This window comes from Perlabentimonas gracilis (genome assembly GCF_011174675.1).
In the GTDB taxonomy this organism is placed as follows: Bacteria; Bacteroidota; Bacteroidia; order Bacteroidales; family Tenuifilaceae; genus Perlabentimonas; species Perlabentimonas gracilis.
Window position 1 is genome coordinate 55,672 of record NZ_JAANIG010000024.1, and the last position, 14,256, is coordinate 69,927.

General features: G+C 43.8%; 10 protein-coding genes. 4 read left to right on the plus strand and 6 right to left on the minus strand.

The window, feature by feature from the left end; genetic code table 11:
* Nucleotides 1-202 precede the first annotated feature (202 nt).
* The 3 genes from G8O23_RS11120 (at nucleotide 203) to G8O23_RS11130 (ending at nucleotide 4,360) form a co-directional block, all read left to right on the plus strand.
* Nucleotides 203-1,582 carry a tetratricopeptide repeat protein gene (locus tag G8O23_RS11120; RefSeq protein ID WP_166364783.1) on the plus strand — a complete coding sequence of 460 codons (1,380 nt, stop codon included), beginning with the start codon at nucleotides 203-205 and terminating at the stop codon, nucleotides 1,580-1,582.
* A 6-nt stretch (nucleotides 1,583-1,588) separates the two neighbouring features.
* Nucleotides 1,589-2,968: an LPP20 family lipoprotein gene (locus G8O23_RS11125; RefSeq protein WP_166364785.1), complete on the plus strand. Its 1,380-nt coding sequence runs from the start codon at nucleotides 1,589-1,591 to the stop codon at nucleotides 2,966-2,968.
* A 192-nt stretch (nucleotides 2,969-3,160) separates the two neighbouring features.
* Nucleotides 3,161-4,360: a pyridoxal phosphate-dependent aminotransferase gene (locus G8O23_RS11130; protein ID WP_166364787.1), complete on the plus strand. Its 1,200-nt coding sequence runs from the start codon at nucleotides 3,161-3,163 to the stop codon at nucleotides 4,358-4,360.
* A 54-nt stretch (nucleotides 4,361-4,414) separates the two neighbouring features.
* Here G8O23_RS11130 and G8O23_RS11135 read toward each other — a convergent pair whose 3' ends face one another.
* The 5 genes from G8O23_RS11135 to G8O23_RS11155 all read right to left on the minus strand — a co-directional run bounded on the left by G8O23_RS11135 (nucleotide 4,415) and on the right by G8O23_RS11155 (nucleotide 10,392).
* Entirely contained in the window at nucleotides 4,415-5,125 is a 711-nt protein-coding gene (locus G8O23_RS11135; RefSeq protein ID WP_166364789.1) for a tRNA1(Val) (adenine(37)-N6)-methyltransferase, read from the minus strand.
* A gap of 5 nt (nucleotides 5,126-5,130) precedes the next feature.
* A complete protein-coding gene (locus G8O23_RS11140; RefSeq protein ID WP_317169006.1) occupies nucleotides 5,131-5,907 on the minus strand; it encodes a TIGR02757 family protein in 777 nt (258 codons plus the stop codon).
* Nucleotides 5,907-6,557, minus strand: coding sequence for an ABC transporter ATP-binding protein (locus G8O23_RS11145; RefSeq protein WP_166364791.1), 651 nt, complete (start codon nucleotides 6,555-6,557; stop codon nucleotides 5,907-5,909). The genes G8O23_RS11140 and G8O23_RS11145 overlap by 1 nt, the downstream gene beginning before the upstream one ends.
* 133 nt (nucleotides 6,558-6,690) lie before the next feature.
* On the minus strand, nucleotides 6,691-7,584 hold the full coding sequence (locus tag G8O23_RS11150) for a porin family protein (RefSeq protein WP_166364793.1): 894 nt from the start codon (nucleotides 7,582-7,584) through the stop codon (nucleotides 6,691-6,693).
* A gap of 18 nt (nucleotides 7,585-7,602) precedes the next feature.
* Nucleotides 7,603-10,392 (minus strand): S8 family serine peptidase, encoded by a 2,790-nt coding sequence (locus tag G8O23_RS11155; RefSeq protein WP_166364795.1) that lies wholly within the window; start codon nucleotides 10,390-10,392, stop codon nucleotides 7,603-7,605.
* A gap of 442 nt (nucleotides 10,393-10,834) precedes the next feature.
* On the opposite strand from G8O23_RS11155, the gene speA reads away from it, so the two are divergent.
* Nucleotides 10,835-12,727, plus strand: coding sequence for a biosynthetic arginine decarboxylase (gene speA / locus G8O23_RS11160; protein ID WP_166364797.1), 1,893 nt, complete (start codon nucleotides 10,835-10,837; stop codon nucleotides 12,725-12,727).
* Between the two features lie 9 nt (nucleotides 12,728-12,736).
* On the opposite strand, the gene G8O23_RS11165 is transcribed toward speA, so the two are convergent.
* Complete coding sequence (locus G8O23_RS11165) at nucleotides 12,737-13,855, minus strand: hypothetical protein (RefSeq protein WP_166364799.1); 1,119 nt, start codon at nucleotides 13,853-13,855, stop codon at nucleotides 12,737-12,739.
* Nucleotides 13,856-14,256: the final 401 nt, after the last annotated feature.

The following is a 14,256-nucleotide window of genomic DNA, read 5'->3' on the forward strand; positions in this document are numbered from 1 at the left end:
AGTATTTTTGATACTAAATAAATATAGAATTTCACAAATCTAAGAAATCTGTTTGGTTTTTGGTATTGTTGTTGATAATAATGCATTTGCTAAGCCATTAACTTATTATATGCAAGAATTGTATAGGTTTTATGGTCATATGAAAACGAATAAGCCTAATTATTACTAAATTGCGCCTGTTATCTACCCAAATAAGTATTATATGAAAAGATTTTTACCCCTTTCGCTTCTAATTTTAGCTATAATTTTCTCGGGTTGTGCCTCAAAACGACTAGCCAAGCGTGGATTAAAGTTTGAACAGGCTGGAATGTATGAAATGGCTGCCGATCTCTACTACCAAGCCGTTGTGGCCAATGCAAAAAATGTTGACGCAGTGGTTGGTCTAAAGAAAAACGGGCAACGATTACTCGATGAGAAATCGCTACAAGTGCATAAGGCCTACTTCAACAATAACGATCGTGAGACCGTTTATAGCTACTTGGATGCTCAAGCGTATCTCAAAAAGGTAAATGCTACGGGAGTATCGTTAATGCTTTCGGAAGGTACTCGTTCGTACTACGAGGAGGCCAAGCCACGTTACCTCGAATCGTTGTTTTATGAGGCCCGACTGCTCCTCGATGAGGAAAAATTTAGGGAATCCGAGGCCAAGTTTGCTGAGATTAAACGCATTGACCCAGCCTACGAGGGTGTAGATGAGTTTATGAAGGTATCGCAAAGCGAGCCTCTGTACAGGCAGGGTAAAGAGTTTATGGATGCAGGATTGTATCGCAAGGCTTACGCCAATTTTAACAATATCATATCCAAAGCAGGGCTTTATAAGGACTCAAAGGATTTAATGGATGAGGCTCTGGCTAAGGGGCAGCTTACCATTGCCATTGGTGAGATAGATAACAAAACTCGCTTTAGGTCGGCGCACCTTATGGTTGAGAGTTCCCTTAGCAAAGCCATAAGCAGTATCAACGATCCATTCATAAAGCTGGTTGATATTAAAAACACCGAACAATTCCTCAACCAACAGGTTAAGGGAACCACATTAGGTTCAGATATTAGGGTGGGGCAAATTCTAGCCGCAAGAGCTATTCTAAACGGTTCCGTTATACGTTTCGATATGGTTGAGGGACGCTTGCAAACCGAAACCAAAAGGGGGTATCTAAAGGAGGTAGTAACGTATAAAGACAAGAATACAAATGAGGAACGGAGAGAGACCAAATACCATAAGGTATCGTACACTGTAACGCAAAAGTCAAATTCTGCCTCCGTTTCGGTTCAGTACCAGCTTAGCTCAACCGAAACAGGGGCCGTTCTCCTTTCGGATGTTCTAAACATTAACCAAAGCGATGATATAAACTACGCCTCCTTTAAAGGCGATCATAAGAAGCTTGTGCCAGGGCATTGGGAGTTTAGTGACAAGGATTCACCTAAAGATCGTATTGATGATAATACCATGGCGGTTCGAAATCTACAGCAACTTTTTGGAGGCAAGCAAACCATTATGTCTGCTGAAGATTTACGAAATAGTGCCCTTGCCGAGATTGAGAGAAGGGTAACCCAAAAGATTAGTAGTTACAATCCCGAACAATAATAGCATATGAAGATAAGATTACTTCTTGTATCAACTTTACTATTTGTACTGATAGGGTGTAGCGGAGGTAAAAAAGCACAGCAAGCTCAGTTGGCACCACAGCCCGAGTGGGTTAAGATGAGACCCTCGTCTCCCACGTATTACTATGGAATAGGGGCAGTTCGCAAGTCGATGGATGTTAGTCAGTACCAACAGGCTGCCCGCCAGAATGCATTGGCCGATATGGCGGGGGAGATATCAACCACAATATCGAGCAATTCGGTTCTTCATGCCTTTGAGTCGAACTTAGGTTTTCGCGAAGACTTTACATCAACCATAAGGGCACAAACACAGCAAGATCTCGAGGGGTACGAGCTGGTTGATTCTTGGGAAGACCTTGAGAACTACTGGGTGTACTACCGCCTTTCCAAGGTGCGTTACCAGGAGCTAAAGGAGCAAAGGAAGAATGATGCTGTATCGCGCTCGTTCGACTACTTTACCAGTGGACTGGGTCAGCGCGACCAGGGAAATATCCGAATGGCCATAGTACAGCTCGTGAAGGCGCTTGAGCCCATCAAATCATACTTTAGCGAGCCGCTACCGGTTGAGCTAAATGGTCAGCAAATATTCCTAGGAAACGAGATATTTAAGGAGCTTTCGACAACCATTAGCCAGCTACAGGTTGTGCCAATAAACCGTGAGGTTTCCATTAAAACGGGACAGGCGCTAACAACCGATCAGCTGCTATTCGAAACAAGCTTTCCTTCGTTCGGAGCGGTATCGGATATCCCTTTGGTGGCACAGTATAGCGAGAAACCCATACGCAACAATAAGCAAAGGTCGAGTGTACAGGGACAGGCTCAATTTGAGGTTGATGTGGTTAGGTCGAGTAAAACCAGCGAGGTTTTCAGCGTTACTATTGATATGGACGAAATGCTTGCCGAGGCTGGTGCCGATCCATTGATCCGCAGGCTGGTCAATCGCTTTGTGCTATCGCAGGGGGCAACTCGTATCAACATACAGAAGCCAAAATTCGCCATCATATCCAACGAGATCATGCTGGGTGAGCCACAGAAGCCTGGGATACTCGAAGCTAGCTTCAAGCAAAAAGCTGTAGAGGCAGGGTATGTTGTTATAACCGACGGCTCTGATGTAGATTTTACGGTTCGCATTACTGCTGTTGCTAGTCCCCGCGATGATAGTGGTCAGTTTAAGAATGTGGCCATAGCAGGGCAGCTCTCTGTAGAGAACGATAAGGGCGTTAAGATTTACCAACGATCGCTTGAAGGCTTCATTGGCAGACATTTCGATTACAAACAGGCGGGTGAGGATGCGTTCCGTGATGCTCGCCGAAGGCTTGAGAGCACATTCTTTAGAGAGATACAAGAGGCTGTTGCCAAACGATAAATGGTTTTTAATCAGAAAGATGTTTAATAGCATCAAAGCAATCAGAAGCGATTTTTCTCATTTATAATCCTGAATTTTTCCATTAACTTTGACCCTGTTGCACATCCCTAGGTTCTTTCTATTCATTAGGGATTGTGTTAATATATTGTTGAAAATCAAAGTGAATGTATTAATCATATTAAAAAAATCGTCATGCCACAAATTTCAGAAAAAGGTAAGGCAATGCCCGCTTCGCCCATTCGTAAGCTGGTTCCATACGCCGAAGGTGCTAAGCAAAAGGGAAGAAAAGTATATCACTTAAACATTGGTCAGCCCGATATTGCAACCCCTGAGGTGGCCCTCAAGGCCATTAAGGACAATGCGCTAAAAGTGGTTGAGTATAGCCATTCGGCCGGTAACGAGAGCTATCGTCGAGGTTTGGCCGAGTACTACCGTAGCGTGGGTATTGATATTGATCATAACCAAATCATCATAACCGCTGGTGGATCGGAAGCTATTACCATTGGTTTTATGAGCTGCCTAAACCCCGGCGACGAGGTGATAATACCCGAGCCATTCTATGCAAACTACAATGGCTTTGCCACATCGGCAGGTGTAAAGGTTGTGCCTGTAACCTCATCGATTGAGGATGGCTTTGCACTACCCCCAATGGCCGAGATGGAGAAGCTTATAACCCCGAAAACTAGAGGGGTAGTTATTTGTAATCCTAATAACCCCACCGGTTACCTTTACTCGAAGGAGGAGCTTGAGCAGCTTGCCGAGCTGGTTAAAAAGTACGATATGTACCTATTTGCCGACGAGGTGTACCGCGAGTTCTGCTACGATGGCCAAACACATTTCTCCACCATGAATCTAAAAGGTTTGGAGAATAACGTGGTGCTTATGGACTCCGTATCGAAGCGTTACAGTATGTGTGGTGTAAGGGTTGGTGCGCTTATCTCCCGCAACTGCGAGGTTATGGCAGCCGCTATGAAGTTTGCTCAGGCAAGGCTTTGCCCACCATCGTACGGACAAATTGCTGCCGAGGCAGCACTTAGCACGCCCAAGGAGTACTTCACTGAGGTGTACGACGAGTACATTAAGCGCAGAGACTTTATGGTTGAGGCGCTTAACAAGATGGAAGGCGTAGTATGCCCAATGCCTAAGGGTGCATTTTATACTGTGGTGAAACTACCCGTTGATGATGCCGATAAGTTTGCTCAGTGGTTGCTCGAGAGCTTTGAGTACAATAATCAAACGGTAATGTTGGCTCCTGCCTCAGGTTTTTATGCAACCCCCGGGTTGGGTAAGGATGAGGTGCGCATTGCCTACGTGCTAAAAATTGAAGATCTGAAGAATGCTATGGAAACCCTTGAGGCTGCGCTTAAGCAGTACCCCGGGAGAACAATCTAGCAAAAGATTATAGAATATAAAGAAACGCCGAGCAGTTTGCTTGGCGTTTTTCTTTTAGAAAGCCAGATAAAAATCTTTGGTAAGGCTTACATATTCGGGTGTGTACTCACCGTCCACTCCTCTAACGGCAATTGAGGTTTCGTCCAGTGGCAGTTTTTCTCGGCTAAACTCAAGCATAAGTCGTTTCACTGGGCCATTTATCTTTCCATAAACGCTAACCCGCTTGGAGCAGAATAGGTTGTAGGTTGAGGCTAGAGCCACAAATACATTGCCCTCAACGTACGGGAAAATACCTGCAAATCGGCCATTCTTATTAAGTAATTTGTTGATACCTTCGAGTAACTCGGCGTGGGGGAGAAGCTCGTTATGTCTGGCAACTGTTCGGGCAGCCTCTTCGGATTTTAATGATTTGATGAAGTAGGGTGGGTTTGAAACGATAAGATCGTATTGCAAGCTTGCCTCCTTGGCAAACTGCTGAAAGGGCTTACAGTGAACAGCTACCCTGTTTTGCCAGCGAGAGCTATTCACATTCTCGATGGCTTGCTGTGCCGATGGGTTATCTATCTCCACGGCATCAATGGTTGCGCTGCTGCGTTGTGCCAGCATAAGGGCGATTAGCCCTGTTCCTGTACCTACATCGAGGATGGTTTTGGCGTTACCAATGGTTGCCCAAGCACCCAGCATTACCCCATCGGTGCCTACCTTCATGGCCGATTTCTCTTGACGAATAGCAAACTGTTTAAACCTAAAGTACTGGTTGGGCATGCTGGCTAAAATTTTTCGAAAACCCCTAGTCCAAATAGAGCAAAATCGTATTTAATAGGATCGCTGGGGTCGAATGTACGAAGTTTTGCTGTAACCTCCTCCACTGCTTTCCAATCGCTCTGCTTTCGATTAAGTATACCTAGCCTGCGGGCTACACGTCCCGAATGCACATCAAGCGGTAGCATGAGGGCCGAGGGTGGGATCGACGCCCACAGGCCAAAGTCAACATTCTCCTTGGGTGGGCGCACCATCCAGCGTAAAAACATATTGATACGCTTGGCCGCCGAACCTGCCATAGGGTTGGATAGGTGTTTGGTCGAACGCTTGGGGAAGGAGTCGTCTATAAAGCTGCATCGGAAATGGTTTATTGCCCCCTTAATTGTTCGGGTTGCGATGTATCCATTGGTGAATAGGCTCTCGATGCTTTTATCATTACAATAAATTTTTTTCAAGGATTTTAAGAATGCGGTGCAGTCGGTTCCATTAAACGTACGGTAGTAGAACGACGACAGGGCTTTAATATCGTTGTTGGTGGAGTCGATTATAAATTCGTAGGGCGATTCGCCCATCTGCTCCATTAGTTTCTTAGCCGATTTTATAATTTGTGGCCGCTGACCCCATGAGATGGTGGCTGCTAAGAATCCTGCAATCTCAATATCTTCCTTACGACTATATGCTTTAGGAATCTGTATTGGGTCGGTCTCTATAAACTGTGGAGAAGCGTACTGCAGGTACTTCTCATCCAGAAACTGTTTTATATCGTTGGTGCTAATACCGCCCACTACACAAAGCGTCCATCGTTCATAGTGAGCTGGATATCGGCCATGGCCGCTAATTCCTTATCGTGGGTTACCACCACAAAGGTTTGCTTAAACTCATCGCGGAGCTTAAAGAATAGGTTGTGTAGCTCCTCCTTGTTTTTGGAGTCGAGGTTTCCCGAGGGTTCGTCGGCAAGGATAACCTTTGGGTTGTTAATTAGGGCACGTGCTACCGCCACGCGTTGCTGCTCTCCCCCCGATAGCTCCGAGGGTTTGTGCTCCATCCTGTCGGCTAGGCCAAGAAACGTAAGTAATTCCTTTGCCCGTGTTTCCACCTTTTCCTTTGGGTCTTTGGCAATGAACCCCGGGATACAAACATTCTCCAAGGCTGTAAACTCTGGTAGTAAATGATGGAACTGAAAAACAAAGCCGATGTTCTGATTACGAAAAGCAGCCATGGCCTTGTCGTTCAGCTTCGATAGGTTGGTGTTGTCGATGAACACATCGCCCGAGTCGGGTTTGCCAAGGGTTCCCATTATTTGGAGTAGCGTGGTTTTGCCCGCCCCGCTAGGGCCAACAATGGCTACTACCTTTTCGGCGGGTATCTCAACATCAACCTCCTTAAGAACTGTAAGGTGGCCAAACGATTTTTTTATCTTCTCAACTCTAATCATAGCGTAAGCATTGGATTGCAAATGTAGCAATTTAGCCTAACATTTTGAGTAATTGGCTTGCTTTCGTTCAAACCACAGTGTAAAAGAAAACCCCACCAACACGAATTGGTGGGGTTCTTTGATGTTGTTGATATTACTTATTGAAAAGCTTGTATACTACACCTATCTCTAGGCCTACTGAGGTAATTGACGAACTGCCCAGGATGAGGCTGCTGTGGAAATCGCTAAAGCTATCCTCAACAACAGGCTCTACCTTGGTGAATCCGTAAGTTCCAGAAATGCCCACCTTAACAATGATATCGCTGGTTACGCTGTACATTGCTCCGGCAGATAGGTAGCCCGACACCATCATTTTGGGTGCACCTAGTTCTATGGAGTTGGCTTCGCTATACTCAAGATTATCAAATTTGTACTCGGGGTAGTCATTAAGCACAGCATTGAAATCGGGGTAGTAGCCCTTGCGGGTCATAGTGCCAGAAAGGTTGAAATCAGTGGACATAAAGTTAGACATAACTATCCCTAGGTTGGCAAAGTAAGATAGGTTGCCAGAGTTTATGGTGTTTTGATATCTAACAAAAAGAGGAATATCCAAAGATGTGTACTTTGTGTTTTCTACAAGATTTGCATTTTCGTATACAGGGAAGTAGGTGTCCTCGTCAATATCAATAAACTCTCTTTCGAGCTGTGTTGAAAGGTTTGTTATTTTGTAATTAGAGGTGTAGCTACCCAACCTAAGGCCAATGCCTGCCCCAATGTTTTTTGTTACTAGGTATGTAACGTCAACCGATGGGATGATATTAAAAACATTCCCAGCTTGCCATTCTGGCTTGGTTGCATTTTCGTTTCCAAACATAGCAAGGTTAAGCCCGCCGTTGAGTCCAATGTATAGACGCTGGAAAATTTCCGTATTGGGGTTTACTGCTGGTTCTTGATTCAAACTCCTTTCCCATCCAGATGCAAAGCTCTGATTAATTAGGATTAGGGTAGAGGCTGCTAGTAGCGTGAAAAGTATTATTGTGCGTTTCATTATATTTAGTGGGTTATGTTAGTTTATGGAAATTTTTGAGATCACAGGAATATCGTTATCAACATATACTCTAACGATGTAAATACCTTTTGGTAAGCCCGTAAGGTTTAGCCTTCGGCTAAGCTGCTGTTCGGATTTGCTGAAGGTTTCCTGAAAAACTACTTTCCCGTGTGAGTTTGATACGGTAATTGATCCAGAGCCCATCCTCTTACTGGCAAAATCGATGGTGAATTCTCCTTTGCTTGGGTTGGGGTATGTGGCAATTGTGCCCGTTTCCATTACAGCGGTAACCTGCATTGCACTTGATGTATTGGGGCATTGCCTATGGTCGGTGGTTTGCACCTGATAGCTGCCTGGCTGGTTGCGAGGAGCAAAGTGCTGCTGGGTTTCACCTTCAACCAGAGTACCATTCTTATACCATTTGTATTCTAGGTCTGGGTTTGTACAGATTAGAATAGGGATATCCCCTTTTTTGTGTATTCTAGGTTTATCGGTAGTTGGAAGAACCTTTTCTTCATCAACAATTACTGATTTTTGGTATGTGATGTTATAGTTGTCGTCGGTAATAACTCTGTATCGAAGGACTCTATCTTCAATTGTAAACGACCAGTTTGCAATTACGCTATAGTCGTTGGGGATACTTACAACATTTCCTCCTCCCACTTCCCAAGTTCCAGGAGCAGGAATATCTGATATGTGATAAATAACTTCGGAGTTTATACATACATATGACTCTCCATCAATGCTTGGCCCAGTTGAGTTTTCGGAGATTAAAATAATGTTTAATGTATTCTCCTCCGATCCAACGGTAAATCTCCCTCCGGTAGTTTCGTAACCATCGGCGCTGATACTATACCCATAGATTCCTTTGGGTTTATAAAGGTTTGAAACTCCATTTACGTTTGTTTTTTGAGTTGAGTTATCAACCTGTACCGTTGCATTCACTATAGGATTCCTACTTTCGTCAACAACCTTAACCGTAATTTCGCTAAATGTTTGAAAGCTAGACACCTTGCCATATGAAGTGCCCTGGGAGTTTGTTGCGTAAGCCCGTACATAGTAAACAGTGTTTGGTTGTAAACCAGTAATTGTTGAAGTAAAACTACCTGCTCCACCTCCCTCGTTGGTTAAACCTTCGCGATTCTGGAGTGTTGGGTTATCCGATTTGCTCCACACTACACCTTTGGATGTTATATAGAACCCTCCATCTCTTATAATTACACCTTTGCTTGTTGCTTCAAAAGCAGAAGTTGCTTTGGTTGTATCGGTATCAATCTTAGGGAAATAGCGTCTTGACGCTTCGTATAGTGCTTTGTCAGCACTTGTCCTGCCTGAGCCTAATAATCCTCGGGAGGATGAATTGTACAGATAAATATCTTCAACGCCTTCAACTAATGCGTTCCAAAGTTGAGTTCGAGTAATGCTGCCGTAGTATTTTGAAACGACCAAGGCAGCAACCCCAGAAACATGTGGGCAAGCCATTGAAGTGCCCGACATATAGCCGTAACTACTGCCAATAACTGTACTCCTAATTTGTGAGCCAGGTGCAGAGATATCTACCCAATCGCCATAGTTTGAAAAGCTAGATCTTGTTCCTCTATTCGTGTGAGATGCTACAGCCATAGTCCCACTATAGTAACCGGGCCACCACTGGCCAGAGTCGTTGTCGTTTCCAGCAGCAAAAATTACGATACCACCACCCGACATGGCACCACCGCCACCGTTGGTGTTGAAGTAATCAATTCCAGAGAGCACAGCTTGGCTGTATACGCCTGAATAGGTATAGCCCCAGCTGTTCTGCGAAATGGTGGCTCCATTATTTGCGGCATATATGTAGCCCTGAGCAGTTGAAATTGTTCCCTCTTTAAAGATATCAATCGACATAAGCTTAACACCATTGCCAGTTCCATCACCACCAGCAACACCAGCAACGCCAATACTATTATTGGTGACTGCGGCAACCGTACCTCCAACGTGTGTGCCATGGTTGTCGGGGCTTGTTGCAGATCCTTCAGGACCAATGTTTGACCACATATTTGCCGCAAGATCAGGGTGGTTGTACTGTATCCCTCCATCATGAATAGAAACAATAACATTTGGATTACCTTTCTCTATTTCCCATGCCTTTTCTGCTGCAATATCAACCCCTGCAACTCCATTAGAACCCGCAATGGCTTGTCCTGTATTATTCAGACCCCACTGAACATTATAGTTGTTGTCGTTTGGGAATGATTTGCTTGAGTCGTCCGACTTGCTATGATCATACTTAACTTCAACAGGTTCGAATAAACGGATCTTGTAAACTGGTTCAGCAATCTCAACCTCTTCTAGAGCCGCAAAATCTGCAACAGCATTTTTGATATCACTAGTTTTCTCCATTGTCAATTCGTACCACAAATCAAATCCCCATGCTTCATGGCGTGCTTTGTACCCTTTGCTGTTATCATCAACGCTATAAAGGTCGATAATTGTTTGTTTGTACTGAGCAATCTTATATTTCTTATTTAGCTTATCGAAGCGTTCATTTCCCGTTTGGATGTATTCAAGTTCATTCGCTTTGGTAATTGGTGATTCCAAAAACTTGTTCATATTTGGGCTGAACTTAATTAGCATTCTCCCTTGTTCGTATGCACTTTCTGGTACTTCGTCAAGGTTAATTGGGGGTCTTTCGCCCTTAACAACCTTAAAGCCATTCACGTATTTTACAGTTTTCTCTCCTCGCTCAGATGGTTGTGAGAAGGTGTTGGTGCTTAAAACTAGTATGATTGCAATGGTCAGCAACCATAGTTTTGAAAATTGACCTTTCATTGAATTCTTTGTTTTGGTTTGTTGAATTTGATTTATTGCCGCGCAAGATACTAATTTTCGCATAATTAATGTTTGTTGAAAAAGATTAATATGATATCCAATAATCCCCAAAACAACTGTTTGATAAGGTTTTGATAAGTACAATTATTTTCTTTATTCAATAATAGCAGTGCCCAATCGTTTATGCTTTTTGTTTCTTTGCATACATAAATAAAGTGTTGCTTTATATGGTCGGTTATTGCTTCGGCTACTAGAACTTATGGAGTAGTTCGAATCGCTCACCGTATTTTAAGTTGGAGATATGTTTAAACACAGTGTTATCTAATTTCTTTTAGCGATTTAAATCAACTAGTCGCAATGTATATTATTGCTATCTTTGCCCCAAGATTCTTGGGTGGATATTCACCTCAGTTATTAATCAACATTCAAAAACTATCCTTCCATGAGAAAATGGCGAATTGAGGATTCAGCAGAACTCTACAACATTAAGGGTTGGGGCATAAACTATTTTTCACTAAACGATAAGGGCAATGTGGTGGTTACACCACGCAAGGACGGCGTAGAGATTGATATGAAGGAATTGGTTGACGAGTTGCAGCTACGCGATGTTGCTACACCAATGCTTATTCGATTCCCCGATATTTTGGACAGCCGGATTGAAAAGATGTCGAGCTGTTTTAAGGTGGCTGCCGAAGAGTACAACTACACTGGCCAAAACTTTGTGATATACCCCATAAAGGTTAACCAGATGCGCCCCGTGGTGGAAGAGATAGTTAGCCATGGCAAAAAGTTTAACATTGGCCTTGAGGCCGGGTCAAAGCCCGAGCTGCATGCGGTTATTGCCATTAACACCGATAATGATTCGCTAATTGTTTGCAATGGTTATAAGGACGAGGACTACATAGAGCTAGCCCTACTAGCCCAAAAAATGGGGCGTCGCATCTATCTTGTGGTTGAGAAACTAAACGAGCTAAAGCTTATCACTAAAATTGCCAAAAGGCTTAGGGTTAAACCTAATATTGGCATCCGAATTAAGTTAGCTAGCTCTGGCAGCGGCAAGTGGGAAGATTCGGGTGGCGATGTGAGCAAATTTGGCCTAACTTCGAGTGAGCTTCTGGATGCGCTAGATTTTCTTGAAAAGAATAAGATGGAGGATTGCCTTAAGCTTGTCCATTTCCATGTAGGTAGCCAGGTTACAAAAATCCGCAGGATTAAGATTGCCCTTCGTGAAGCCTCGCAGTTCTATGTTGAGCTAAACAAAATGGGATTTCAGGTTGAGTTTGTTGATATAGGCGGAGGGCTTGGTGTCGACTACGATGGTACCCGATCGGCCAATAGCGGAAGCAGCGTAAACTATAGCATTCAGGAGTATGTAAACGATGCCGTTTCGGCCATTGTTGATGCTGCCGATAAGAACGACCTTCCCCATCCAAATATAATTACCGAGTCTGGAAGGTCGCTTACGGCTCATCACTCCGTGTTAGTTTTTGAGGTGCTTGAAACCACAACCCTTCCTACGTGGGACGAGAACGAGGAGGTGGGTGAGGAGGCTCATGAGCTGGTTCAAGAGTTATACAACTTATGGGATACCTTAAACCAACCCCGTATGCTCGAAACATGGCATGATGCGCAACAGATTCGAGAGGAGGCTCTAGACAGGTTTAGCTTGGGAATTTTAGATTTGAAAACCCGTGCCCAAATAGAAAAACTATTCTGGTCCATAGCTCGCGACATATACGGCATTACATCGGTTATGAAGCATGTGCCTGAGGAACTTAAACAGCTGCCCAAACTTCTGTCCGACAAGTATTTCTGTAACTTCTCCCTGTTCCAATCGCTACCCGATGCATGGGCTATCGATCAAATTTTCCCTGTTATACCGCTGCAAAGGCATGATGAGAAGCCCGACAGGTCGGCAACCATTCAGGATATCACCTGCGATTCCGATGGGCAAATTGATAACTTCATTGCCACACGAAACTACTCCTACTACCTGCCACTGCATACGCCAAAAGCTCGAGAATCATACTACATTGGGGTTTTTCTGGTTGGGGCATACCAAGAGATTTTAGGTGATTTGCATAACCTCTTTGGCGATACCAATGCAGTGCATGTTTCGGCAACCGACAAGGGCTACACAATCGATCAGGTGATTGATGGAGAAACCGTAGCCGAGGTACTCGATTATGTACAGTACAACTCAAAAAAAATGGTTCGTACCGTAGAGACTTGGGTTACTGGAGCGGTAAAAGCCGGAACCATTAGCACTGAGGAGGGCAAGGAGTTCTTGTCAAACTACAGGTCGGGTTTGTACGGTTATACCTATTTAGAGTAAAACAGCATACTACCTTTTGTATATCGATAGCCCTAGCCCAATAGATATAAATAACGGGTAATCGCCCACCGGGGGAATTACAAAGGCCGATACTTTTAGCATTGGCTTGGGAGCTAGTTTACTCATTGTGGCATAGTAGTTTGAGAACTCAATATCGAAACCAACCCCACCAAGATTAAAGCTTGACGTGGGGTCGATATTTGTAGTTGTAGTAGAGCTGGGCAAATAGGGGGTCGACGAGATGGTCTCAATCGTTGAGGTTCCCATGAATAGGTTTAAACTGGGCCTGTACTTGGCAATTATGGCAACTCCAACCCAATGGTCTTCAGCTCTAAACTTTCCTAGTCCTAGTGTTAGCCCAATATTTGCTGTAATTATGTAGGTGAGGTTGAAGTTATTAATTTTCATGCTGAAGAGGTCTTCCTCAATGGTCATCTTGGTGCTATATATAAGTGCATCAAATCCCAACCCACCAACAAAACTTCTCCAGGTTGATAGGCCAGGTTTGTACTCGGGGATCTTTAAATTTAGCCAGCTATAGTGATACGATAAGCCACCACCATAACCATTCATTGGGTCTAATCCCTCTAAATCCATACTGAAGTACGATGCCACTGCCCCAAGTGATACGTATCCAATGGTGCCTCCCTTCCTTAGCCACTCCTGCCTTATTTCTTCTGATGAGTGGATCTTCTCTGCATCAAACTTTAAGGATCCGTCTTGCCCCCTTTTTAGATTCGATTTCCAGTCGTAATTAGCATCATCCGCAATCTTCGATGTGGCAATTAAATCTTCATTGCCCGAAATTAAGTTGATGTAAACGCCTTTAAATCCGTATCCAACCTCGAAGGAGTAGACTTCACCCGGTATGGCATGTAGAGAATAGGATGCCTTATACAGTTGGCCTTTAACTTTAATCTCAATAACTCTTGGATGGGGTAGGGGTAGGTTAATCGAAGTGCTGGATCCGTTCCTAAGGCTTACCTCTTGGCCCTCGAAGCTGACAAAAATTTTCCCAGCACTACCAGTTAGCTTAGAGGGTCTCTCCAGAGCGATTGTAATATTATCTTGCCCCCGGGCAATAATGCTGCTTACCAAAAGCAGCATTGCGAGTAGTAGTTTGTTCATATCCTGTTTTTTAGGGGAGACGTTAATTTTGTTAATGCAATTTAGTGATAAACCAATCACATTGTCAATTTATTTGAACGGATGTTTACTAAGCTACTAGAATAGGGGATGAGTGAACCTTAACTGTTGTCAAGTTGCAGTTATTTGTATATATTCACTATTTAAAGCATGAGGAGAAAATCAATTTTTAACCCAGATTGGTCATTAGGAACTCTGCGAACTAATGGCTTAGCTGGGTTTAACCCTCCCGATGAATCGGGACAAGCTGATTTAGAAAAACTAAATTTGTAAGCATTTATGATTCAATGTCGTTTAGTTAAGGAAATCCTCTAAAACGCCTGACTTTATTGGTCTTTAGGGGCAAAATAGTTCTTTGAAAAGTTTGTGATTCAGATCTGATT

Bases quoted from the DNA above. Each gene is read 5' to 3' on its own strand.
- G8O23_RS11150 (WP_166364793.1), bottom strand. From the start codon at position 7,584: ATGAAACGCACAATAATACTTTTCACGCTACTAGCAGCCTCTACCCTA.
- speA (WP_166364797.1), top strand. From the start codon at position 10,835: ATGAGAAAATGGCGAATTGAGGATTCAGCAGAACTCTACAACATTAAG.
- G8O23_RS11120 (WP_166364783.1), top strand. From the start codon at position 203: ATGAAAAGATTTTTACCCCTTTCGCTTCTAATTTTAGCTATAATTTTC.
- G8O23_RS11165 (WP_166364799.1), bottom strand. From the start codon at position 13,855: ATGAACAAACTACTACTCGCAATGCTGCTTTTGGTAAGCAGCATTATT.
- G8O23_RS11155 (WP_166364795.1), bottom strand. From the start codon at position 10,392: ATGAAAGGTCAATTTTCAAAACTATGGTTGCTGACCATTGCAATCATA.
- G8O23_RS11135 (WP_166364789.1), bottom strand. From the start codon at position 5,125: ATGCCCAACCAGTACTTTAGGTTTAAACAGTTTGCTATTCGTCAAGAG.
- G8O23_RS11145 (WP_166364791.1), bottom strand. From the start codon at position 6,557: ATGATTAGAGTTGAGAAGATAAAAAAATCGTTTGGCCACCTTACAGTT.
- G8O23_RS11130 (WP_166364787.1), top strand. From the start codon at position 3,161: ATGCCACAAATTTCAGAAAAAGGTAAGGCAATGCCCGCTTCGCCCATT.
- G8O23_RS11125 (WP_166364785.1), top strand. From the start codon at position 1,589: ATGAAGATAAGATTACTTCTTGTATCAACTTTACTATTTGTACTGATA.